This window comes from Egibacter rhizosphaerae, from assembly GCF_004322855.1.
In the GTDB taxonomy this organism is placed as follows: domain Bacteria; phylum Actinomycetota; class Nitriliruptoria; order Euzebyales; family Egibacteraceae; genus Egibacter; species Egibacter rhizosphaerae.
Genome location: NZ_CP036402.1, coordinates 4036757 through 4059132, shown reverse-complemented (window position 1 = coordinate 4059132; position 22376 = coordinate 4036757). Strand labels below are relative to the sequence as shown.

Genomic DNA, 22376 nt, shown 5'->3' with positions numbered 1-22376 from the left:
TACCGTGTGGTGTTCCCGCGCGTTCTCCCGGCTAACCGCCGCACTGGCGGTGCACCGGCAACGACTGGATCCTCGTGCGCCTGGTCACCTACAACCTGCTCCACGGCCTCCGCCTCGACGGCGGGGGCCGGGTCGATCTCGAGGCCGCCGCACAGGTGATCGCGGGCTTCGACGCCGACGTGGTCGCCCTGCAGGAGGTCGACCGCGGGCTGTCCCGCAGCGACGGGATCGACCAGGTGGCGTGGCTCGCGGACAGACTCGTGGTCGATGGCCTCTTCGCCCCGGCGTTGCTCGGCGATCCCGACGTGCAGCGGACCACCCCGAACCTCGGGGATCCGGGCGGCCCCGGCTACGGGATCGGGCTCCTGAGCCGCCGTCCGCTCGGGGACGTGCGCAGCCTGCGTCTGCCGGGAGGCGGAGACGGCCGGCGACGCCGCCCGGCCTCGCCCCAACGGCCCGGCTGGGACCGCGAGCCGCGGGTCGCGGTGCGCGCCGTCGTGGACGGTCCCCTGGGCCCCGTGGCCGTGACCACGACCCACCTGTCGTACCTGCCGTGGAGGGCCCTGCGCCAGCTCCGTCACGCAGCCCGGCTCGCCGCTGCCCCTCGTGCAGTGCTGCTGGGGGACCTCAACCTGCCGACGGCGCCGGTCCGGCGAACCCTCCCGCGCTGGCACCACGTGAGCGCCCCGGCGACGTATCCCGCCTGGGAGCCCCGCATGCAGGCCGACCAGATCCTCCTGCGTGGACTGCGCGCGCTGGCGGCCGACGTCGTCGCGGAGACGACCAGCGACCATCGCGCGCTGTGGGTCGAGGTCACGCCCTCATGAGTCGGCGGCGGGAGGCCCGCCACTCCGTGTCATGTGACGACCCCCGGGGGGTGGCGTATACGCTCAGACGTTGCATCTCTGTCCGGCGCCCGCGGCACGACCCCCCCCAGGTCCAGCCCGGAACCGGGTGCCCAGGAGGATCGATTGGCAACGCAGTCTCTGGTCACGACCCAATGGGTCGCCGACCACCTCGACGACCCCGATGTCGTCCTCGCCGAGGTGGACGAGGACACCACGCTCTACGACACCGACCACATCCCGGGGGCGATCGCTTTCCACTGGCGCGAGGACTTCCAGGATCCGGTCCGCCGCACCTTCGTCGGCCCGCGGGACTTCGCCGCCCTGATGGAGCGCAAGGGCGTCTCGCGCGACAGCCACGTCGTGTTCTACGGCGGCAACAACAACTGGTTCGCGGCGTTCGCGTTCTGGTACTTCCGTAGTTACGGGCACGAGCGCCTGAGCCTCATGGACGGCGGTCGCAAACTCTGGGAGCTCGAGAACCGGACGCTCACCTCCGCCCCGCCGACCCGGACGGTCACGTCCGGCTACGACCCGCCGGCGCTGAACGAGTCGATCCGCGTTCGGCGGGATGAGGTCCTCGAGCGCTACGTCGGTTCCCCCGACGGCGTCGCGCTCGTGGACGTCCGTTCCCCCGCCGAGTATCACGGCGAGATCATCGCTCCCGAGCGCCTTCCCCAGGAATCGGCGATGGTCGCCGGTCACATCCCCGGCGCCCAGAACGTGCCGTGGGAGCACGTCGTGCACCTCGAGACGGGGCAGTTCCGGTCCGCCGACGAGCTGCGCGAGCTCTACGCCGACGTCGGGGCCACGCCCGACCGTGAAGTGGTCACCTACTGCCGTGTCGGGGAGCGCAGCTCGCTCGCGTGGTTCGTCCTCCACGAGCTCCTCGAGTTCCCGACCGTGCGGAACTACGACGGGTCCTGGACCGAGTACGGTTCGCTCATCGACGTGCCGGTTTCCCGGCCCGCGGGGGGCGACGAGGGCGGCACCGCGTAGGGACGATGCGTGCGGTGTCCCGCCGCCGCTGACCGGGCGCCCGGCCGCGAGCGTGCGTCCACGGTCCACATCCGCGGCTGCGCTCACACGCACCTCGAGGTGGGGCTCGCCGCGGCGGTCCCCGGTCCACGTTCGCGGCTGCGCTGCCCCCCGGGTGAGCGCACCAGGCCGATGTGCGCGTACCCTCGCCCCGTGCACGCGCGTGACTTCCTCAAGCTCGTGCTCGACCCGCGCCGCCTGGCCGTGATCGGCGCGGTCGCCGCCGCGCCGCGGACCGCGGCAGAGGCGGCTGCCGCGGCGGGTGTGACCGAGCGTGATGCCCTGCGCACCCTCGCCCCGCTCGTCCAGGGTGGGATCGTGGCGCGCGAGGGGGACGCCTACCGGCTCCTCTCGGACGCCCTGCGCGAACTGGCCGCGGACCTGCCGCAACCCGCGCCCCCGGCGCCACACGTCCTGATGGGCATGACCGAGGCCGAGCAGCAGGTCCTCGCCCGGTTCTTCTCCGGCGAGCGACTCGTCGAGATCCCCGCCACCCGCAGCAAGCGGCAGGTCGTCCTGGAGCGCCTCGCGCTCGATGTGGAGCCTGGTGTGCGCTACGACGAGCGAGAGATCAACGACCTCCTGCGCCGCTACCACGACGACTACACGAGTCTGCGCCGGTACCTGGTCGACGAGGGCTTCCTCGACCGTGACGGTCGCGCCTACTGGCGCAGTGGCGGGCGGGTCGCAACCCTCCCCGGGACCTCGACCGGGCAGGAGGCCGACTAGACTGCGATCGACGCGTCTCCTTGCCGGCCCGGTGAACGCAGGCGGCCGGTTCGCGGTGGCGCGGAGTCGAGGGAGGACGCGATGGGGCAAGTCATCCCCGGGGCCGAGTCCTGGTCGGCGGGCGGCGGCGAGCACGGCGCGCTGGTGCTGCACGGGTTCGTCGGCAATCCCGTCTCGGTGCGGCCCCTGGCCGAGGCCCTCGCCGACGCCGGCTTCGCGGTCGAGCTGCCACGCCTGCCGGGGCACGGCACGACCGCGGCGGAGCTGAACCGAACGCGCTGGACCGACTGGGCGCGGGAGGCGAGCGCGGCACTCGACCTGCTGGCGGCGCGCACCACACGCCGCGTCGTCGTCGGGCAGTCGATGGGCGGGGCACTCGCGCTGCACCTCGCCGGCGCCCGCCCGGACCTCGTGCACGGGATCGCCGTCATCAACCCGTTCCTCTCGATGGCGGACCGACGCCTGGCCGTCCTGCCCGTGCTGAAGCGGCTCGTGCCGAGCCTGCAGTTCGGCGTCGGCGACGACATCGCGAAGTCCGGGGTCAGCGAGTACGCCTACCCCCGGGTTCCCCTCCGAGCGCTCGACTCCGTGCGCGAGCTGCACCGCCAGCTCGACCTCGCCCGGGTGGCCCAGCCGATACTCGTGCTCACGAGCGCACGGGACAACACGGTGGACACCGCCGACAGCCAGCGCGTGCTCGACGGCGTCGGCTCCGTCGACCGGGAGCAGGTGGTGCTGCAGGACAGCTACCACGTCGCGACGCTCGACCACGATGCCGACCTGATCAACGCGCGTGTGACCGACTTCGCGAAGCGGGTGTGTGATGGCTGAACGGACCTCACTGGCCTCCCCGACGCCGGTCGACGCCGGCCTACTCGATGACGCGCCGGCGACCGCGGCGAGCTTGTGGAACCGCCTGCTCGCCGTCGCCGAGGGCATCGACGAGGAGGACGCGACCGCGCCCACGCCGTGCGACGACTGGCGGGTCCGCGACGTGCTCGCGCACTGCGCTGCGGCGCAACTGGACTTCGACGGCGCGGAGCGGGCCCAACCACCGGAGGGCTGGACGCCGCCCGACGACCGGTCCGAACGGGACCGTTGGGCCGCGCACGGCGTGGCCGCGTACGCGGACGCGGACCTCTCGACCGTGCGCGACGAGCTTCGCCGCGCGCGCGACGGCCACGTCCTGCGGCTGAGCCAGGTGCGTGACTGGGAGGCCGAGGCCACCGGCCCCGTCGGGCCCACGACCGAGGCGGGACTGCTGCGGATCCGCTGCTACGACCTGTGGGTGCACCTGCAGGACCTGCGCATCGCGCTCGACACCGACCTCGATCTGGCCGACTCGAGCTCGGCCGCTCGTGCGGCGTACCAGTTCGTACTCGACGCGCTGCCGCGCCTCGCCGTCAAGCGCGCCGGGTTCCCCGACGGCTCGACGATGCGCCTCACCGTGCACGGGCCGGTCCAGCGCTCGGGCGTGCTCCACGTCGCGGACGGATGGGCCTCGTGGGACAATCACGCCGATCCTGGTGAGTGCTCGGTGGCCGCCGACCCCTTGGCCCTCACGCTGCTCGTCTCCGGTCGACGCGAGCCCGGCTACTGGCGCGAGCTCGAGCTGCTCGAATGGGCCGGCCCCCGCGGCGAGCAGTTCGTCACGGGCGCGCGCCTGTTCTGAGTCCGTTGCTGAGTCCGTGACCGGGCGACTCACCTTGACCCGAGCGCGCCCCCGCAATAGCGTCGCGAACGCGAAGGGCACAGCGATGCGCGATCCCACATGGGCGCGAGGGGCCGCGAGGAGGCCGTGTGAGCCGGACACCAGGCACGGTCGGCGCGGTGCGGGACGAGCTCGCCCCGTTACTCGGCCCTGACGGGGTCCTCGAGCATCCGGCCCAGCGTCGGACCTACGCGGCGGACGGGCTCGCCGCGCTGCGGGAGGTCCCACCCCTGGTGCTGCTCCCCTCGAGCACGGAGGAAGCGGCCGCCTGCGTCCGGGCCTGTCGGCGACACGGGGTGCCGTTCGTCCCGCGCGGTGCGGGCAGCGGCCTCTCGGGCGGCGCCATGCCACATCCCGACGGGGTGCTGATCGGCGTCGCGCGCCTGCGGCGCATCCTCGACGTCGACCTCGCGAACGGCCGCATGACGGTGGAGCCGGGTGTCACCAACCGCGAGATCAGCGCGGCCGTCGAGGGCCACGACCGCTACTACGCCCCGGATCCCTCGAGCCAGATCGTCTGCACCATCGGCGGCAACGTCGCCGAGAACTCCGGTGGCGTGCACTGCCTGAAGTACGGATTCACCACCAACCACGTGCTGGCCCTCGAGCTGATCACCGCCGAGGGCGAGGTGGAGTGGCTCGGGGCGCCGACCGCCGACAGCGTCGGCTACGACCTGCGAGGGCTGATCGTCGGCAGCGAGGGCACGCTGGGGCTCGTCACCAAGGTCGTCGTGCGACTGCTGCGCACGCCCGAGTCGGTGCGCACCCTCGTCGCGGACTTCACGACGCCCAGGGACGCCGGGGACGCGGTGACGGCGATCACCGCGTCCGGCATCGTGCCCGCGGGTCTCGAGATGCTCGACCATCTCGCGATCCAGGCCTGCGAGGAGGACACCGGCGTCGGCCTCAATCGCGACGCCGGCGCGGTCCTGCTCGTCGAGCTCGACGGGCCCGAGGCCGAGGTCGACCGGGAGTTCGAGGCGGTCCAGGCCTGCTGCCGCGAGGCCGGCGCGACCGCGATCACCATCGCCCGCGACGCCGCCGACCGCGCACGCATCTGGAAGGGCCGCAAGGCCGCGTTCGCGGCGATGGGGCGGCTCGCACCCGACTACTTCGTCCAGGACGGCGTGATCCCGCGGACCGCGCTGGGGGACGTGCTCGAGCGCATCGCCGACCTCTCCTCCGAGGCCGGCTACCGGGTCGCGAACGTCTTCCACGCCGGGGACGGCAACCTCCACCCGCTCGTGCTGTACGACGGGACGCGGCCCGGCGAGGCCGAGGAGGCCGAGAAGGTGGCCGCCCGCATCGTCGAGCTCTGTGTCGACGCGGGGGGTTCGATCACGGGCGAGCACGGGGTCGGGGCGGACAAGGCGTGCTCGATGCCGGCGATGTTCGGCGAGGAGGATCTCGCGGTGTTCGAGCGGGTGCGCCGGGCCCTCGATCCCGACGGCCTCGCCAACCCCGACAAGGTGCTGCCCACTCCCCGCCTCTGCGGCGAGTCGCCCGGCCCGTACCGCCCGCATCCCCTCGAGGAGGCCGGCCTCGCGGAGCGGCTGTGAGGACCATGCAGCCCGCTGATCCGCGCGCCTCCGCCGCCCAGGCGCAACCGCGGACTATCGAGGAAGCGGTCGCCGCCATGCGGGACGGCGGCCGGATCCTGCTGCGAGGGGGCGGGACCGGCCTCGACTGGGGGGCGCCGCCAGCGGGCATCGACACCGTCCTGGAGACCGCCGGGCTCGACCGGGTGCGCCGGTACGACGCCGCGGACGGGGTCGCGGTGGTCGAGGGCGGGACGCGGTTGGCCGAGCTGGACGCGCTCGCCGCGAAGCGGGTCGGCGGCCCTCGACTCGCCGTTGACGGCGCCCCCGAGGGTGCGACGGTCGGAGGGCTGGTCGCGCGCGCGTTCGACGGGCCGCAGCGCCTGCGCCACGGGCCCCTCCGCGACCTCGTCATCGGCGTCACCCTGGTGCTCGCGGACGGCTCGGTGGTCAGGGCCGGTGGCACCGTGATCAAGAACGTCGCCGGCTACGACCTCATGCGGCCGGTGACCGGGTCCGTCGGCACGCTCGGTCTCATCGCGCGGGTGGCCGTGCGGCTGCACCCACAGCCCGCGACCAGCTGCACCGTCAGGGCCCGCGCGAGCGCCCCGCAGGCCGCCGCCGTGGCCCGAGCGGTGGACGATTCGCCGCTGGAGCCTGCCGCGCTGGACTGGACCGTCGAGCCCGCGACCGCCGACGCCATGGGCGATGGGATGATCCGGGTCCGGTTCCGCGGGGTGGACCGAGCCGTGATCGAACAGGCCGAGCGGCTGCAGGCACTGCTCACCCAGCACCGACTCGTCCCGCAGGAGCGGACCGGCGACGACGAGCGTTCGGATTGGGACGCCGTGGTCGCCGCGCACGCCGGCGCTGCCGGGGAGACGGTCGCCCGCGTGGCCGCGCTCCCCGACCGCCAGGCCGAGATCGCCGACGCGGTCCGGGCCACCGCCGAGCAGACCGGACTCGACCTCGGCGTCGCCAGCCATCTGGCCCTGGGGCTGCACGACGTGCGCCTGCGTGGCGGCGCACCGCCCGATCACGCCACCGCGGCGATCGCCCTGCGGCAGCGCGTGGCGGGAACGGGAGGCCACCTCGTCGTGCGCCGGCGCCCCCACGGCCTCGCCGACCCGGACGGCTGCTGGGACGCCGGGACCGTGTGGGGTCCGCCACCGGCCGGGTTCGCCCTGATGCGCCGGCTGAAGGACGCGCTGGACCCGGAGCGGCGCCTCGCCCCGGGCCGTTTCGTGGGAGGTCTCTGACCGATGAGCACGACCCCGAGCGACCGCCCCGCGCCTGGCACGGCCGCCGACACGCCGCGGATCGCCGACCCGCACGGCGGAACCGGTGCGTTCGACGGCCTCCGGCCACCAAGCTCCGAGCGGCTCTCCGAATGCGTGCACTGCGGCTTCTGCCTGCCGGCCTGCCCCACCTACGAGCTGTGGGGCCAGGAGCCGGACTCGCCCCGGGGGCGGATCGATCTCATGGCGATGGCACGCCGCGGCGAGGTCGCGCTCGACGAAACGGTGGTGAGCCACTTCGACGCGTGCCTGGGGTGCATGGCCTGCGTCACCGCCTGCCCGTCGGGCGTCCAATACGGCGAGCTCATCGAGGCCACGCGCGCCCAGGTCGAGCGCCACCATCGGCGTCCGCTGCCGGAGCGGGCGTTCCGTCGTCTGATCTTCGCGGTGTTCCCGGAGCCCACGCGCCTGCGCGCCGCGCTCGTGGGAGGCTGGCTCTACCGGCGGTCCGGCCTGCGGTGGCTGCTGCGCCGGGTGGGCCTGCTCGACCGGTTGCCCTCGCGCCTGCGGACGCTCGAGGCGCTCGTCCCCGAGGTGGGCCTACGACAGCTCGCCCGTCCGCAACGTCTCCCCGACCGGATCCCGCCCGCGGGTCCCGCGCGCCGTCGGGTGGCCCTGCTGACCGGTTGCGTGCAGTCGGTGGCCTTCGCCGAGGTCAACGCCGCCACCGCGCGGGTCCTGGCGGCCGACGGCTGCGAGCTGGTCGTGCCATCGGACCAGGGCTGCTGCGGCGCGCTCGAGCTGCACTCGGGCGAGGAACCGCGCGCGATCGCGCGGGCCAAGCGCCTCGTGGCCTCCCTCGAGGCCGCCCGCGCCGACGTGATCGTCACCAACGCGGCCGGCTGCGGGTCGACCCTCAAGGAGTACGGCCACCTCCTGCGCGACGAACCGGACTGGGCGGAGCGGGCCGCGCGCCTCGCCGCGACCGTCCGCGACGTGAGTGAACTGCTGGCCGAGCTGGGTCCTCGTGCCGAGCGACACCCGGTGCCCGCACGGGTCGTGTACCAGGACGCGTGCCACCTCGCCCACGCCCAAGGGGTGCGCGGCGCGCCGCGCGAGGTCCTGCGCACCGTGCCGGGCGTCGACCTCGTCGAGATCGCCGAGCCGGAACTCTGCTGCGGCTCCGCGGGTGTGTACAACCTCCTGCAGCCGGAGCCGGCCGCGGAGCTGGGCCGCCGCAAGGCCGCCCACATCGCCGACCGCGCCCCCGACCTCGTCGTCACCGCCAACCCCGGGTGCGCGCTGCAGGTCGGCCGGTTCCTCGACGTGCCCGTCCGGCACCCGGTCCAGCTCGTGGACGCCTCCATTCGGGGCGAGCGCGTACCCTGACCGCGATCCGCCCCTCGCCCGCGCTCGACGACGAAGAGGAGCCCACCGATGAGCGCAGACGTCGACGGCGTCGAGGTGCACGGCTCGCTCGAGGGCCGACGCCGCCAGATCCTCACCGACGAGGCCCTCGCGTTCCTCGGCGACCTCCAACGGGACTTCAAGATCACGCGCGACGCGCTGCTCGCCGAACGCGCCGAGCGCCGCGAGCGCCTCGCCTACGGCGAGCTGCCCGACTTCCTCCCGGAGACGGCCCACGTCCGCGAGGGCGATTGGCAGGTCGCGCCCCCTCCCGCCGACCTCGCCGACCGGCGCACCGAGATCACCGGACCCACCGACCGCAAGATGGTGATCAACGCCCTGAACTCGGGCGCGCGGGTGTTCATGGCGGACTTCGAGGACTCGAACTCGCCCACGTGGGCGAACATGGTCGATGGCCAGGCCAACCTGGCCGATGCGATCCGCCGCCGCATCGACTTCGTCCAGGACGACGGCAAGGAGTACCGGCTCGTCGACGAGCCCGCGACGCTGGTCGTGAGGCCCCGCGGTTGGCACCTCGACGAGCCGTGCGTGGTCGTCGACGGCGAGCGGATGGTGGGCGGCCTGTTCGACTTCGGGCTCTACCTCTTCCACAACCACCGGGAGCTGGCCGAGCGCGGCAGCGGCCCCTACTTCTACCTCCCCAAGCTCGAGAACCACCGCGAGGCCCGGCTCTGGAACGGCGTGTTCCGGTTCGCCCAGGAACGGCTCGCGATCCCGCAGGGCACGATCAAGGCGACCGTGCTGATCGAGCACATCCTGGCCGCCTTCGAGATGGAGGAGATCCTCCACGAGCTGCGGGACCACTCGGCGGGGCTGAACGCCGGCCGCTGGGACTACATCTTCAGCGTCATCAAGAGCTTCCCCAACCGCCGCGAGTTCGTCCTCCCCGACCGGGCGCAGGTCACGATGACCGTGCCGTTCATGCGCGCCTACACCGAACTCCTGGTGGCGACCTGCCACCGGCGCGGAGCCCACGCGATCGGCGGCATGGCGGCGTTCATCCCCAGCCGCAAGGACGCCGAGGTCAACGAGCGGGCGATCGCCAACGTGCGAGCCGACAAGCAGCGGGAGGCCACCGACGGGTGCGACGGGACGTGGGTGGCCCATCCCGACCTCGTCCCGGTCGCCATGGAGGAGTTCGACGCGGTGCTCGGCAGGCGGCCGAACCAGGTCGACCGGCAGCGCGACGACGTGGCGGTCGGCGCCAAGGAGCTCCTCGACATCCGCGTGCCGGAGGGCCAGCGGACCGAGGCAGGGTTGCGCGCCAACGTCCGGGTCGGCCTCCTCTACATCGAGTCGTGGCTGCGCGGCCAGGGCGCCGCGGCCCTGTTCAACCTCATGGAGGACGCCGCCACGGCCGAGATCAGCCGCAGCCAGATCTGGCAGTGGCAGCACCACGGGGTGCGGCTCGAGGCCGGTGACGCGCTGGAGGGCGAGCAGGTCGCCCCCGACCTCGTCCATCGCGTGATCGACGAGGAGCTCGCGGCCATCCGCGACGCCGTCGGGGCCGAGCAGTTCACCGCCGGCCACTTCGAGGAGGCCCGGACGCTGTTCGAGCAGGTCGCCCTCGGTGATGACCTCGACGAGTTCCTCACGGTCCCCGGGATGCCGCTGCTCGACTGATCGGGCCGGTGTGGCCTCGGCCGGCACCGCTGGCTACGCTGCCGCCCCATGAGCACGGACGAGACCGTTCGAGAGCCCCGGCTGCGCCGATCCGTCCTCGCAGTGCCGGGCAACCGCCCCGACATGGCGGAGAAGGCCGCCGCCGGCGACGCCGACGAGATCTTCCTCGACCTCGAGGACGCGGTGCCCCCCGATCTCAAGGCCGAGGCCCGGGACCTGGTGATCCGGGCGCTCATGGGGACCGACTGCGGCGACAAGACCGTTGCGGTGCGCGTCAACGACGTGCGCAGCCCCTGGTGCCACGACGACGTGTCCGCGCTGCTGCATGGCGCCGGCGATCGGATCGACACGCTCGTCGTCCCGAAGGTGGAGCATCCCGGCGAGTTGCACTTCCTCGCCTACCTGCTGGATCAGCTCGAGGCGGCCACGGAGCACGGGGCGAGGATCGGCGTCGAGGCGCAGGTGGAGAGCGGGGCGGGCGCCACCCGGCTCGAGGCCATCAGCGAGGTCACCGATCGACTGGAGGCGCTGATCTTCGGGCCCGGCGACTACGCCGCGGACCTCGGCATCCCCGCGATCGACGTGGGGCTGGGCGCCGAAGGCACGCCGGGCGACCCGTTCCACGCGGTACGCACCCGGATCGCGCAGTTCGCCCGGGCGGTCGGCGCCGAGGCAGTCGACGGGCCGCTGGCCGACTTCACCGACGACGAGGGCTACCGCGAGAGCGCCCGCCACGCGCTCGGGGTGGGTTTCGACGGGAAGTGGTGCATCCATCCCCGCCAGGTGCCCCTCGCCAACGAGGTGTTCACGCCGAGCCACCGGCAGGTCTCACGGGCCGCCGCGATGCTGGCGGCCTACGAGGAGGCCCTGGCCGCCGGCCAGGGAGCGGCGACCTTCGAGGGCGCGATGATCGACGAGGCGAGCCGCAAGATGGCCCGGCGGTTGATCGCCCGGGGCCGGGCCGCCGGGGTGCGGGCCGAGTGATGCCACAGGCAGCGATACGTCGCGGGTGCGGCCCCCGGATCCCGGTGCAACGGTCGACGCGCCGCGGGTCGCGGGCCGACTAGGGTTGCGGGTCGCGGGCCGACTAGGGTCGCGCGCCCTCGCTGACCAGTGCGGATCCGCTCGACCACGGGAAGTCGATCCACGCGTCGGTGCGCTTCCAGACGTAGTCGCACGCGACGGCCGAGCGGGGCTTCTCGTAGAGCACCGCCGTACGGACCTCCGCGACCGCCGACCTGGCGAGGTCGTGCACCACCTGCAACGTGTGGCCCGAGTCGGCGACGTCGTCGGCGATGAGGACCCGCGCGTCGCTCGCCGCATCCAGGTTGAGGGCCGCGGGCAGCACGACCGGCGCCTCCATCGTCTGACCCTCCCCCGTGTAGTACTCGACGTTGACGAGGTAACTGGGCTTGACACCGAGCGCGTACGCGAGCGCACCCCCGATGACCAGGCCGCCGCGCGCGATGGCAAGGACCGCGTCGGGTCGGTATCCGTCGGCGTCAACCGTCTGCGCGAGCTCGCGTGCGCCAACGCCGAACGCCTCCCAGGTGAGACGTTCGCGCTCCACGGCCTGCGTCGCTCCCGCAGCCTGCATCTCGTGGTCGGCCGACACCGCGCCTCCTGTTCGTCGTCGCATCGGGATTCTCACGTCCGCGACCCCTGAGCCTACGCGTTTGGACGGTCGCGTAGGCTCCTCGCTCAGCGAGGCGTCGCCCCACGACCTGACGCGCTCGCCCGACCGGCCACGCAGAGGAGACCTCCGTGCCCACCCGCTTCCTCGCTGACGCAGTCGTGACGTGCGACGAACGGATGACGGTGCACCGCCCCGGATTCGTCGATGTCGACCATGCCGGGCGCATCGAGGACGTCGGCGATGCCACGCAGCCACCGCCCGCGGGAACCGACCACACGACCCAGCGGGTATCGGGTGTCCTGCTGCCGGGCCTGGTCAACGTGCACTGCCACTCGCCGATGACGCTGCTGCGCGGGAGCGGCGAGGACCTGCCGCTGCTGCAGTGGCTGGAGGAGGTCGTCTGGCCCCGCGAGGGGCGCATGAACGCCGACGACACCTACTGGGGCATGACCCTCGCGTGCGCCGAGCTGCTGCGCTTCGGCGTCACGACGAGCTGCGAGATGTACTTCTATCCCGAGGCGGTCGTCGACGCCGTTCGCGACGCGGGCAGCCGATGCGTCGTCACCGCGGCGGTCCTGGTCGCGCCCGGCATGGAGCACCTGGGCGGCTGGCAGTCGCAGCTCGACACCGCGATCGGGCTCGGCGACCGGTACGCGGGGGACGCCGACCCGCGCGTCGAGGTCGGACTCGCCGCCCATGCCGCGTACACGCTGCCGATCGAGGCGCTCACCGGCATCGCCGAGGCCGCCGGGCAGCGTGACCGGCTGCTGCAGATCCACGTCGCGGAGTCGCAGCATGAGGGGGCCGAGCTCGAGGCGGAGCACGGCAAGAGCGTCCCCGCGCTGCTGGAGGACATCGGCTTCTTCGAGCCCCGCCGCGTGCTGGCCGCGCACTCGGTGTGGCTGTCCGACGAGGATCTCGCGATCTACCGGCGCGCCGGCGTCGCGGTCGCGCACTGCCCGCAGAGCAACACGAAGCTCGCGAGCGGCATCGCCCGCGTCACCGACTTCCTCGAGGCCGGCATCGCGGTCGGACTCGGCACCGACGGACCGGCGAGCAACAACGACCTCGACCTGTGGGAGGAGGCGCGCCTCGCCCCACTCCTGCAACGCGCGCGGACGGGCGAGGCCACCGCCCTGCCCGCGGAGGCCGCGCTCGGGCTCCCCACGCGCGGCGGCGCACAAGCGCTCGGGCGTCCCGACCTGGGCGTCCTCGAACGGGGTCGCTGGGCTGACCTGGTGCGCCTGGAGACCGCGGACGCCGCCTTCGTGCCCATGCTCACCGACCGCGACCTGCTCGCACACCTCGTCTGGTCGGCCTCCAGCCGCCACGTGCGCGACGTGTGGGTCGCCGGTCGACGGGTCGTCGCGAACGGGGTCGTGTTGACCGTCGACGAGGAGCGGGCGCGCGCCGAGGTCCAACAGCGTGCCGAGCGACTGGCCACGGGGTAACGCGCGTCAGGCGCCACCGCCGGCGAGGCGCCGCACGTCCTCGGCGGCGCCCGGATAGGCGGCCGCGAGGTCCTCGGCCGCACCGAGGGTGAAGGCGGCGTCGGTGAAGGCCGGGGCCGCGGTGCAGCCCGCCAGGGTCCAGTCCCCCAGCGTCGCCGCACCCTGCCAGGTCCCGGGAGGGACCACGACCTGGGACCGTTGCCCGTCCACGAGTTCCGGGCCGAGAACCGGGCGTTCCACGTGCCCATCCGGGTGGAGCAGCAACATCCGGGCGGGCGCCCCTGCGTGGTGGTGCCAGACCTCGGTCACGGTGAGCGCGTGCAGAGCCGAGTACGCGGGCGCGATCATGAGGTAGTAGATGCTCGTGCAGGCCTCGTCCGCGTGAATGCGGCGGTAGAGGCCACCCTCGACCGGCAACGGCTCGAGATCGAGCAACGCGGCGACCTGGTGACCAGTCAGCGATTCCATGCCCGTGGCACCCTACCTGCTCGGCGTGCCACCGACCGGAGGATCCCGATGGCTTCTGCGACCGAGGACACGACGGCCCGGCGACTCGACCTCTCGGGCCGTGGGGTGCTGGTGACCGGGGCCGGCCGCGGACTGGGTGCGACGATCGCGGAGCGGTTCGCGCTCGCCGGGGCTCGCGTGATCGTCAACCATCGCTCGGGTGATGGCGAGGCCGTCGCGGAGGCGATCCGCGATTCGGGGGGCGAAGCGGTCGCCGTGGCTGCCGACGTGTCCGACGACGAGGGTCCAGCACGGCTCGCGGAGGCCGCCGCCGCAGAGCTGCCGACCCTGGACGTGCTCGTGAACGCCGCCGCCGCCCAGCCGCTGCATCCGTGGGAGGAACTGGACGCCGCCGCGTGGGACGCGGTGCTGGCCGCGACCCTGCGCAGCGCCTTCGCGATGACGCGTGCGTGCGAGGCGGCGCTGGTCGAGGCCCGCGGCGCGGTCGTCAACATCAGCTCGATCGAGGCGCGCCAGCCGATGCCGGGTCACGCGCACTACGCGGCCGCGAAGGCCGGGCTGGAGCGGCTCACACAGGCGGCGGCGGTGGAGCTCGGGCCCCGGGGCGTCCGGGTGAACGCCGTCGCCCCGGGACTGATCCACCGCGAGGACCTACCTCGCAACTGGCCCGAGGGCATCGCCCGCTACGAGGCGGCCGCCCCCCTCGGGCGCACCGGTGGCGCCGACGAGATCGCCGACGCCGTGGTCTTCCTCGCCTCCCCCGCCGCCGCGTGGATCACGGGCACGACGCTGGTGGTCGACGGCGGCGTCACTGCCGCACCGAGCTGGTGACGACGGCGTCATGGCCCTCGGTCCCTTCCCCAACGACGCGTCGACGGGCGACACGACGCGACCTCGCCTCCCGGAGCTGAGCGGGCTCGTGCTGGCCGGCGGGCGTGGCGAGCGGATGGGCGGCGACAAGGCGGTCCAACGGATCGGGGGGCAGCGGCTAGTCGACCGCGCGCTCGCCGTGCTCGGGGAACTCACCGATGATCTGCTGATCGCCCGTGGTGACCGCGACGCGTTGCGGATCGCGGACACCCGTGAGGTTCCCGACGCGGCGCCGGGGGTCGGCCCGGTCGGGGGGCTGGTAGCCGGTCTGGCCGCTGCACATCACGACCTGGTCGCCGTGCTGGCCGTGGACCTGCCCCGCGCCAGCGCTCCGGTGCTGGCACGACTGGCCAGCGCAGCCCATCGCCACGGCGCGGACGCGGCCGTGCCCGTCGTGGAGCGGCGCCAGCCCCTGCACGCCGTCTGGCATCGCACCGCGTTGCCGGTCCTGCGGGAACGCGTCGCGTCGGGGAGACACTGCCTCATGGGGGCCCTCGACGAGTTGCACGTCGTCGAATGCGGTCCCGATCACTGGAGCGACCTCGACCCCGCGGGCGCCTTCGCACGGAACGTGAACCGCCCGGCGGACCTCGCCTAGCTGGTTCGCGAGGCCGCCCGGGCGGGATCGTGATCAGCGGGCGCTGAAGTATCGCGCCTCCGGGTGGTGGAAGACCAGCGCGTCGGTGGCCTGCTCCGGGTGCAGCTGGAACTCCTCGCTGAGGTCGAGGCCGATCCGGCTGCCGTCGAGCAGGTCGAACAGCGGCTTGCGCTGCTCGAGGTCCGGGCAGGCGGGATAGCCGAAGCTGAAGCGCGCGCCCTGGTAGTTCAGCTTGAACAGCTCCTCGACCTCGGCGGCGTCCTGGTGGTGGATGTCGAGCTCCTCGCGGATGCGACGGTGCCAGTACTCCGCGAGCGCCTCGGCCATCTCCACCCCGAGGCCGTGGAGATAGAGGTAGTCGGTGTAGGCGTCCTGGGCGAACAGCTCGGCCGTGCGCTCACTGACCTTGGGGCCGACGGTCACCGCCTGGAAGGCGATGGCGTCGCGCTCGCCGGACTCGATCGGCCGCAGGTAATCCGCCATGCAGAGCTGGCGGCCCTTCGTCTGCCGGGGCAGCGTCCACCGTGCGGCCTCCTCGTCGCTGTCCGGCCCGGCCCACACGACGATGTCGTTGCCGTCGCCGTTCGCCGGCCAGTACCCGTAGACGACCTCGGGCCGCAGCAGCTGCTCGGAGCGGGCGTACGCCAGGATCTTCCGCAGCGCGGCCTCGCCCTCCTCCCAGCTGTTCTTGTCGAGGCCCCACTGGTTGCGGAACAGCGCGACCTTGTTGAGGAAGCCCGCGAGCTCGTCGAGCGAGATGCCGCGGACGACCCGCGACCCCCAGAACGGCGGTGTGGGGACGGGCACATCGGTGGCGACGTCGGAGCGACTCACCGGCTCGGCGGGGGCGGTGGCCGCTTCCTCGCGGGCTCGCTTCTGCGGCCGCTCGATGGGGATCGTGCCCCAGTCGTCGGGCCAGCCGCCGGCGTCCTTGTGCTCGACGAGTTCGTCCATCGTCTGCAGGCCCGCGAACGCGTCCTTGCAGTAGAACAGCGGCCCCTCGTAGACCTCGCGCAGATCCATCTCGACGTACCCGCGGTTCAGCGCGGCGCCGCCGAGCAGCACCGGGTAGTCCTGCAGTTCGCGGCGCTGCATCTCCTCGAGGTCGGACTTCATGATCACCGTCGACTTCACGAGGAGGCCGGAGAGCCCGATCGCGTCGGCCCCGAACTCCTGGGCCTCGTGGATGATGTTGTCGATCGGCTGCTTGATGCCGATGTTGTGCACGTCGAAGCCGTTGTTCGACAGGATGATGTCGACGAGGTTCTTGCCGATGTCGTGGACGTCGCCCTTGACGGTCGCGAGCAGGACCTTCGCCTTGCCGCCGTCGTCGCTCGCCTCCATGTACGGCTCGAGGTGCGCGACCGCGGCCTTCATGCACTCGGCCGACTGCAGCACGAACGGCAGCTGCATCTTGCCCTCGCCGAACAGGTCCCCGACGACCTTCATGCCCGCCAGCAGGTGCTGGTTGATGATGTCGAGCGGCGCGTAGCCCTCCGACAGCGCCTGGTCGAGGTCGTCGCCCAGGCCGTCCTTGTTGCCGTCGATGATCCGCTTCTCCAGACGATCGGCGACCGCCATGGCCGCGAGCTCCTCGGCGCCGGAACCGGCGAGCGACGCCCCCTCGAAGCGCTCCATGAGCGCGTGCAGCGGGTCGTAGTTCTCGTCGGCGGTCCCGCCCTTGCCGGCGGTGCCGCGGTTGTCCTGCACGAGGTCGCGGCAGATCGTCTGCACCTCGTCGTCGATCTGGTGCAACGGCAGGATCCGGCCGGCGTGCACGATCGCGGCGTCGAGCCCGTACTCCATCGCCATGGCGAGGAAGACCGAGTTCAGCGCCTGCCGCGCAGCCGGGGACAACCCGAACGAGACGTTCGAGAGCCCGAGGATCGTGTAGGCCCCGGGGATCTCCTCCTTGACGCGACGGATGGCCTCGAGCGTCTCCATCCCGTCCCGGCGCAGATCCTCCTGCCCCGACCCGAGCGGGAACGTGAGCGTGTCGAAGATGAGGTCGGAGTTGCGCAAGCCGTGCTCACGGGCGAGCTCGGCGATGCGCTTGCACGCGTCGAGCTTCCAGTCGGCGGTGCGGGCCTGGCCCTCCTCGTCGATCGCGAGGCAGACCACACCGGCGCCGAACTGGTACGCCATGGGGAAGAGCTGATCGGCCTTCGTGCGACCGTCCTCGAGGTTGACCGAGTTGATCATCGCGCGGCCGCCGAGGCGCTGCAAGCCGGCGCGGATCACCTCGACCTCGGTCGAGTCGACGACGAGCGGCAGGGTCGACTGCGTCGCGAGCCGCTCGACCAGCGGGACGAGGTCCGAGCTGCCGTCACGACCGACGTAGTCCACGCAGACGTCGAGCGCATGCGCGCCCTCGCGTACCTGTTCAGCCGCCATCCCCGCCTGCGCCTCGAGGTCCTCCTCGAGCAGCAGCTCACGGAACTTCTTCGACCCGTTCGCGTTCATGCGCTCACCGACGATCAGGAACGAGTTGTCCTGTTCGATCGGGACCGGCGCGTACAACGACGCGAGCGACGGCTGTAGCTGCGGGTCGCGTTCACGCGGGGTGAAGTCGCGCACGGCCTCGACGACCTCGCGCAGGTGGTCCGGCGTCGTGCCGCAGCACCCGCCCACGATCGCGACCCCGAACTCGGTCACGAACTCGCGGTGGGCGGCAGCCAGCCCCTCGGGCTCCAGCGGATAGAGGGTGTCGCCGTCCTCGGACAGCGAAGGAATGCCGGCGTTCGGGATCACGCTGATCGGCAACGGGGACTGCTCGGACAGGTAGCGCACGTGCTCGCGCATGTCCTCGGGTCCGGTGGCGCAGTTGATGCCGAGCACGTCGATCGGCAGCGGCTCCAGCGCGGTGAGCGCGGCCCCGACCTCGCTGCCGAGGAGCATCGTGTTGATGTTCGCCTCGATGGTGACCTGCACGAGGATCGGCACCGTGCGGTCCGTCTCGCCGATCGCGAGGTGGGCGCCCCAGATCGCGGCCTTCGCCTGCAGCAGGTCGAAGCAGGTCTCGACGATGATCGCGTCGCTCCCACCGGCCAGCAGCCCGCGGCTCTGGCGGACGTAACCCTCGACCATCGTGTCGTAGTCGATGTAGTCGTTGGCCTCCGCCGGGTCCTTGCCGAGCGACAGCGTCGGCGAGCGCGTGCCGGGGCCGATCGAGCCGAGCACCCAACGGTCGGTGCCGAACGCGTCGCAGGCCTCACGAGCGATGCGGGCCGCGGCCTCGTTCAACGACTCGGTCTCGTCCTCGAGCCCGTACTCCCCGAGCACCCACGGCGCCCCGCCGAAGGTGTCGGTCTCGACCGCGTCGCATCCGACCTCGAGGAAGCTCTCGTGGATCTGCCGCACGACGTCCGGGCGGGTCCGCACGAGCACTTCGTTGCAGCCCTCCAGGCCCTCGAAGTCGTCGAGCGTCAGGTCGAACGACTGCACCGAGGTGCCCATGCCGCCGTCGACGACGACGACACGTTCCCGTGCCGCAGCGAGGAGCGGATGGTTGTAGCCGGGTCGGCGTCGCGCTTCATCGATCATGGCTAGTGCCCACGTCTCCTTCGGGGGGTCGACATCCACACGGCGGATCTCGGGTTCGGAGGCCTCACACGCTCCTCAGTGCGCGCCGAGGACAATCGTACGGCGCGCGGACGGCCCGGCCGCGCGGGTCTCCCCTTCGACCGGGCCGTCCGAACGGTTCGCTTACGCGCCGACCACGCGGCGCAGCTCGTCGGCCCGGTCGGTGCGCTCCCAGGTGAACGACTGCTCGGTGCGCCCGAAGTGGCCGTACGCCGCCGTCGGGCGATAGATCGGGCGCGCGAGCTCCAGATCGCGGTGGATCGCGCCCGGGCGCAGGTCGAACACGTCGAGGACACCCTTGTAGATCTGCTGGGGGTCGACCCGCTCGGTGCCGAAGGTGTCAACCGACACGGAGACCGGGTGCGCCACGCCGATCGCGTAGGCGAGCTGGAGCTCGGCCTTGCGGGCCAGCCCCGCGGCGACGATGTTCTTCGCGACCCACCGTGCCGCGTACGCCGCCGACCGGTCGACCTTGGTGTAGTCCTTGCCGCTGAAGGCGCCGCCGCCATGGCGGGCCATGCCGCCGTAGGTGTCGACGATGATCTTGCGGCCCGTGAGACCTGCGTCGGCGACCGGCCCGCCGACCTCGAATCGGCCGGTCGGGTTGATGAGCACCCGCAGCTCGCTCGAATCGAGGTTCTTCGGCAGCAGGGGGCGGACGACCTTCTCCTCGATGTCCGGCCGCAGCGTGTCGAGGTCGACGTCGGGGTCGTGGTGACTCGAGACGACGACCGTCTTCACGCCGGTCGGCTCGCCGTCGTCGTAGGAGACCGTGACCTGCGTTTTCCCGTCGGGGAGCAGGTACGGCAGGGTCCCCTCGTGGCGGACCTCGGCGAGGCGCTCGGACATCCGGTGTGCCAGGTGGATCGGCAACGGCATGAGCACGTCGGTCTCGTCGCACGCGTAACCGAACATCATGCCCTGGTCACCGGCGCCGATCTTGTCGAGCGGGTCGCTGCCGTCCTCCTCGCGCGTCTCGTACGCGTCGTCGACGCCCTGGGCGATATCGGGCGACTGCTCGTCGAGCGAGACGCTCACACCGCAGGTGTTGCCGTCGAAGCTTGAGCGGTGGTCGGAGTACCCGATGCGGTTCAGGGTCTCCCGGACGATGCGCACCACATCGGGCGAGGCCTTCGTGGTGATCTCGCCGCCGACGGAGACCTGACCGGTGGTCAGGAAGGTCTCGCACGCGACCCGGCTGGTCGGGTCCTCGGTGAGCACGGCGTCGAGCACCGCGTCAGAGATCTGGTCTGCGACCTTGTCGGGGTGACCCTCGGTCACGCTTTCCGATGTGAACAGTGTCTCGAACGGCACGCTGCCTCCTGGAATGTCGTCGGGCTTCCGGGCGATCACGAACGACCTAAGCACATAACGCTCGATCTCGCAACGTCGCAAGCGCGATCGAGGGCCATCCGAGGCCGGTCGTAATCGCGCGTTCTCCCCGCCGTTGAGGCGATGCACGGAAAGTTCCGAGCGGGGTCGCCGGCATATGGATAAGCCTCTGTCCAGCGACTTCGTGTGGACGCACAGGCCGTTGCGCCATGAGAGCGCGGTTGCGCATGGCGCTTCCGCGCTGCTCAGAAAGGGTTTTTCTCTCGCTCGAACACCATATTCCGCAGTGCGCAACGTGTTGCGTTCTGCGCGACAATCCAAAAAGTCGGCTCTGGAGCTTGACGAGCGGCAGTGAGAATAGGTAAGAAAGGAAAAGGCGCTCCGCGAAGCGACCGCTGACGGTCGCGACGAGGGGCTCGCGCCACCGCCCCCTTAGCTCCGTGCCCGCGGCCACATGGACGCGGAACGACGCCCCCGCCGGGCCGGGCCCGAAAGGCCGTCCCGACCGGCCAGCGCGCATGGGCGCGGAGCGCCACGACCAAGCGACCGCGACGACTGGGTGTGCACATGGCAGGCAAGACGATCACCTCGGACCTCTACCAGGACGAGTACGAGCCGTCGTTCGTGGACAAGTGGGACGAGCTCATCGACTGGGAGGGCCGCGCCAAGGGCGAAGGCGACTTCTACCCCCGGATCCTTCGTGACGCCGGCTGCACGCGGGTCCTCGACGCCGCCACCGGCACCGGGTACCACGCCGTGCAGCTCGCCAAGGCCGGCTTCGACGTGCTCGCCGCCGACGGCGCTGCCGAGATGGTCTCGAAGACCGCCGAGAACGCCGCGCGGCTGGGGGTGGACCTCCCGGTCCAGGAGGCCGACTGGCGCACGCTGGCCGACGACGTGCCGGGCGAGTTCGACGCGCTGCTGTGTCTCGGCAACGCGTTCACGCACCTGTTCACGGAGGACGAGCGCGTCCGGGCGCTCGAACAGTTCCACAAGGTCCTGCGTCCCGGAGGGCTGGTCATCATCGACCAGCGCAACTACGACTCGATCCTCGACGAGGGCTTCAACACGAAGCACCAGTACTACTACACGGGCAAGGGCGTGGACGCTCGCCCCGAGGAGATCAGCGACGAGGCGGTGCGCTTCCGGTACCAGTTCCCCGACGGTGGGGTGCACCACCTCACGATGTACCCGCTGCGCCAGGACTACCTGACCGGCCTGCTCGCCGACGCCGGGTTCCGCAACATCCGCCGCTTCGGCGACTTCAAGGAGGCCTACCAGCACCACGAGCCCGACTTCGTCGTCCAGGTGGGCACCGCGTAGTCGACGAGCCGGCGCTGCGGCGCCCCGGTGCCGATCCACCGCACGCCCGAAGGAGGCGATCGAGAACGATGAGCACCGACATCAGCACGGTGGTCGAGGAGACCCAGGCCTACTACGACGGGCCAGCGCACGAGATCTACAGCCGCTTATGGGGCGACAACATCCACATGGGCTACTGGCGCGAGGGCGACAATCTCCAGGACGCCATGGCCCACCTCAACGAGGTGATGGCCGAGCGCGGCGCCATTCGCAACCAGCAGCGCGTCCTCGACGTGGGGTCGGGCAACGGCGCCGCCGCGGTCTATCTCGCCGTCGAGCGAGGCGCGCACGTCGTCGGCCTGAACCTCTCGGAGCGCGAGAACGACTTCGCTCGGGAGCGAGTCGCCGAGGCCGGGGTCGACGACCAGGTCGAGATCCGCTACGGCGACTTCCACACCCTCCCCTTCGACGAGGGCGAGTTTGACGTCGTCTGGAGCCAGGAGTCACTGCTGCACGCCGTGGACAAGCCCCGCGTGCTGCGGGAGTGCCTGCGGGTGCTCGCCCCCGGCGGGCGCTTGGTGCTCAGCGACCTGCTGATGCGGGCGGACGTCCCCGACGACGAGCGGCAGACGCTCTACGCGCGGGTCGGCACCCCGGAGATGTGGGACCGCGACGGCTACCAGCGCGCACTGCGCGACGCGGGCTTCACCGTGCGCGAGAGCGACGACTGGGGGCAGAACGTCGCACCCACCTACGGGGCGGTCCGCGCCGCCCTGCAGGAACGCCGCGACGAGCTCGAGGGCCCGGTGCCGAGCGACCAGATCGATCGGACGCTCACCGCACTCGGCCAATGGGTCGAGGCCGGCCGTTCGGGCAAAATCAGTCACGGGTTCTTCGTGGCCGAGCGTCCGGCGTGAGGAGCCCTGCGAGGGTGTGAGCGGTACCCGCCGTCCATTCCACGCAACACTGGGTGGACGGCGGGCATCG

General features: G+C 72.1%; 19 protein-coding genes. 15 read left to right on the top strand and 4 right to left on the bottom strand.

Annotated features, from left to right (window positions below; genetic code table 11):
• Positions 1-74 precede the first annotated feature (74 nt).
• From ER308_RS18610 to ER308_RS18565, 10 genes are all read left to right on the top strand, one after another.
• Positions 75-827, top strand: a complete 753-nt coding sequence (locus ER308_RS18610; protein WP_165492247.1) for an endonuclease/exonuclease/phosphatase family protein — start codon at positions 75-77, stop codon at positions 825-827.
• Positions 828-971: 144 nt separating this feature from the next.
• The gene (locus ER308_RS18605; protein ID WP_131156371.1) at positions 972-1844 is read left to right on the top strand and encodes a sulfurtransferase; all 873 of its coding nucleotides are present in this window, start codon (positions 972-974) and stop codon (positions 1842-1844) included.
• A gap of 192 nt (positions 1845-2036) precedes the next feature.
• Positions 2037-2612, top strand: coding sequence for a DUF2087 domain-containing protein (locus ER308_RS18600; RefSeq protein ID WP_165492246.1), 576 nt, complete (start codon positions 2037-2039; stop codon positions 2610-2612).
• A gap of 81 nt (positions 2613-2693) precedes the next feature.
• The gene (locus ER308_RS18595; RefSeq protein WP_131156369.1) at positions 2694-3443 is read left to right on the top strand and encodes an alpha/beta hydrolase; all 750 of its coding nucleotides are present in this window, start codon (positions 2694-2696) and stop codon (positions 3441-3443) included.
• A complete protein-coding gene (locus tag ER308_RS18590; RefSeq protein ID WP_131156368.1) occupies positions 3436-4284 on the top strand; it encodes a maleylpyruvate isomerase N-terminal domain-containing protein in 849 nt (282 codons plus the stop codon). Before ER308_RS18595 ends, ER308_RS18590 begins: the two co-directional genes overlap by 8 nt.
• A 128-nt stretch (positions 4285-4412) precedes the next feature.
• Positions 4413-5882, top strand: coding sequence for an FAD-linked oxidase C-terminal domain-containing protein (locus tag ER308_RS18585; protein ID WP_205745727.1), 1470 nt, complete (start codon positions 4413-4415; stop codon positions 5880-5882).
• 5 nt (positions 5883-5887) lie between these two features.
• Positions 5888-7120: an FAD-binding oxidoreductase gene (locus tag ER308_RS18580; RefSeq protein ID WP_240732122.1), complete on the top strand. Its 1233-nt coding sequence runs from the start codon at positions 5888-5890 to the stop codon at positions 7118-7120.
• A 3-nt stretch (positions 7121-7123) separates the two neighbouring features.
• Positions 7124-8488, top strand: coding sequence for a (Fe-S)-binding protein (locus ER308_RS18575; protein ID WP_131156366.1), 1365 nt, complete (start codon positions 7124-7126; stop codon positions 8486-8488).
• Positions 8489-8536: 48 nt separating this feature from the next.
• Positions 8537-10150 (top strand): malate synthase A, encoded by a 1614-nt coding sequence (gene aceB, locus ER308_RS18570; RefSeq protein WP_131156365.1) that lies wholly within the window; start codon positions 8537-8539, stop codon positions 10148-10150.
• 48 nt (positions 10151-10198) lie between these two features.
• Positions 10199-11134: an HpcH/HpaI aldolase/citrate lyase family protein gene (locus ER308_RS18565; RefSeq protein WP_131156364.1), complete on the top strand. Its 936-nt coding sequence runs from the start codon at positions 10199-10201 to the stop codon at positions 11132-11134.
• A 103-nt stretch (positions 11135-11237) separates the two neighbouring features.
• On the opposite strand, the gene ER308_RS18560 is transcribed toward ER308_RS18565, so the two are convergent.
• Positions 11238-11747, bottom strand: a complete 510-nt coding sequence (locus tag ER308_RS18560; protein ID WP_131157108.1) for a phosphoribosyltransferase — start codon at positions 11745-11747, stop codon at positions 11238-11240.
• Between the two features lie 167 nt (positions 11748-11914).
• On the opposite strand from ER308_RS18560, the gene ER308_RS18555 reads away from it, so the two are divergent.
• Positions 11915-13237 carry an amidohydrolase family protein gene (locus ER308_RS18555; RefSeq protein ID WP_205745726.1) on the top strand — a complete coding sequence of 441 codons (1323 nt, stop codon included), beginning with the start codon at positions 11915-11917 and terminating at the stop codon, positions 13235-13237.
• Between the two features lie 6 nt (positions 13238-13243).
• On the opposite strand, the gene ER308_RS18550 is transcribed toward ER308_RS18555, so the two are convergent.
• On the bottom strand, positions 13244-13705 hold the full coding sequence (locus tag ER308_RS18550) for a cupin domain-containing protein (protein ID WP_131156363.1): 462 nt from the start codon (positions 13703-13705) through the stop codon (positions 13244-13246).
• Positions 13706-13753: 48 nt separating this feature from the next.
• Here ER308_RS18550 and ER308_RS18545 point away from each other — a divergent pair, with 48 nt between their 5' ends.
• Together ER308_RS18545 and mobA are read left to right on the top strand one after the other, a co-directional pair.
• Positions 13754-14536, top strand: coding sequence for an SDR family NAD(P)-dependent oxidoreductase (locus ER308_RS18545; RefSeq protein WP_131156362.1), 783 nt, complete (start codon positions 13754-13756; stop codon positions 14534-14536).
• Positions 14537-14546: 10 nt separating this feature from the next.
• Positions 14547-15173: a molybdenum cofactor guanylyltransferase gene (gene mobA / locus ER308_RS18540; RefSeq protein WP_131156361.1), complete on the top strand. Its 627-nt coding sequence runs from the start codon at positions 14547-14549 to the stop codon at positions 15171-15173.
• 33 nt (positions 15174-15206) lie between these two features.
• On the opposite strand, the gene metH is transcribed toward mobA, so the two are convergent.
• Complete coding sequence (gene metH, locus ER308_RS18535; protein ID WP_131156360.1) at positions 15207-18716, bottom strand: methionine synthase; 3510 nt, start codon at positions 18714-18716, stop codon at positions 15207-15209.
• Between the two features lie 162 nt (positions 18717-18878).
• Entirely contained in the window at positions 18879-20054 is a 1176-nt protein-coding gene (gene metK, locus ER308_RS18530) for a methionine adenosyltransferase (RefSeq protein WP_131157106.1), read from the bottom strand.
• Between the two features lie 600 nt (positions 20055-20654).
• Here metK and ER308_RS18525 point away from each other — a divergent pair.
• Entirely contained in the window at positions 20655-21410 is a 756-nt protein-coding gene (locus tag ER308_RS18525; protein ID WP_131156359.1) for a class I SAM-dependent methyltransferase, read from the top strand.
• Positions 21411-21478: 68 nt separating this feature from the next.
• On the top strand, positions 21479-22306 hold the full coding sequence (locus ER308_RS18520; protein ID WP_131156358.1) for a methyltransferase domain-containing protein: 828 nt from the start codon (positions 21479-21481) through the stop codon (positions 22304-22306).
• The last annotated feature ends 70 nt before the right edge of the window (positions 22307-22376 follow it).

Bases quoted from the DNA above. Each gene is read 5' to 3' on its own strand.
- ER308_RS18595 (WP_131156369.1), top strand. From the start codon at position 2,694: ATGGGGCAAGTCATCCCCGGGGCCGAGTCCTGGTCGGCGGGCGGCGGC.
- ER308_RS18590 (WP_131156368.1), top strand. From the start codon at position 3,436: ATGGCTGAACGGACCTCACTGGCCTCCCCGACGCCGGTCGACGCCGGC.
- ER308_RS18580 (WP_240732122.1), top strand. From the start codon at position 5,888: ATGCAGCCCGCTGATCCGCGCGCCTCCGCCGCCCAGGCGCAACCGCGG.
- ER308_RS18575 (WP_131156366.1), top strand. From the start codon at position 7,124: ATGAGCACGACCCCGAGCGACCGCCCCGCGCCTGGCACGGCCGCCGAC.
- aceB (WP_131156365.1), top strand. From the start codon at position 8,537: ATGAGCGCAGACGTCGACGGCGTCGAGGTGCACGGCTCGCTCGAGGGC.
- ER308_RS18565 (WP_131156364.1), top strand. From the start codon at position 10,199: ATGAGCACGGACGAGACCGTTCGAGAGCCCCGGCTGCGCCGATCCGTC.
- ER308_RS18560 (WP_131157108.1), bottom strand. From the start codon at position 11,747: ATGCAGGCTGCGGGAGCGACGCAGGCCGTGGAGCGCGAACGTCTCACC.
- ER308_RS18550 (WP_131156363.1), bottom strand. From the start codon at position 13,705: ATGGAATCGCTGACTGGTCACCAGGTCGCCGCGTTGCTCGATCTCGAG.
- ER308_RS18545 (WP_131156362.1), top strand. From the start codon at position 13,754: ATGGCTTCTGCGACCGAGGACACGACGGCCCGGCGACTCGACCTCTCG.
- mobA (WP_131156361.1), top strand. From the start codon at position 14,547: ATGGCCCTCGGTCCCTTCCCCAACGACGCGTCGACGGGCGACACGACG.
- metH (WP_131156360.1), bottom strand. From the start codon at position 18,716: ATGATCGATGAAGCGCGACGCCGACCCGGCTACAACCATCCGCTCCTC.
- ER308_RS18525 (WP_131156359.1), top strand. From the start codon at position 20,655: ATGGCAGGCAAGACGATCACCTCGGACCTCTACCAGGACGAGTACGAG.
- ER308_RS18520 (WP_131156358.1), top strand. From the start codon at position 21,479: ATGAGCACCGACATCAGCACGGTGGTCGAGGAGACCCAGGCCTACTAC.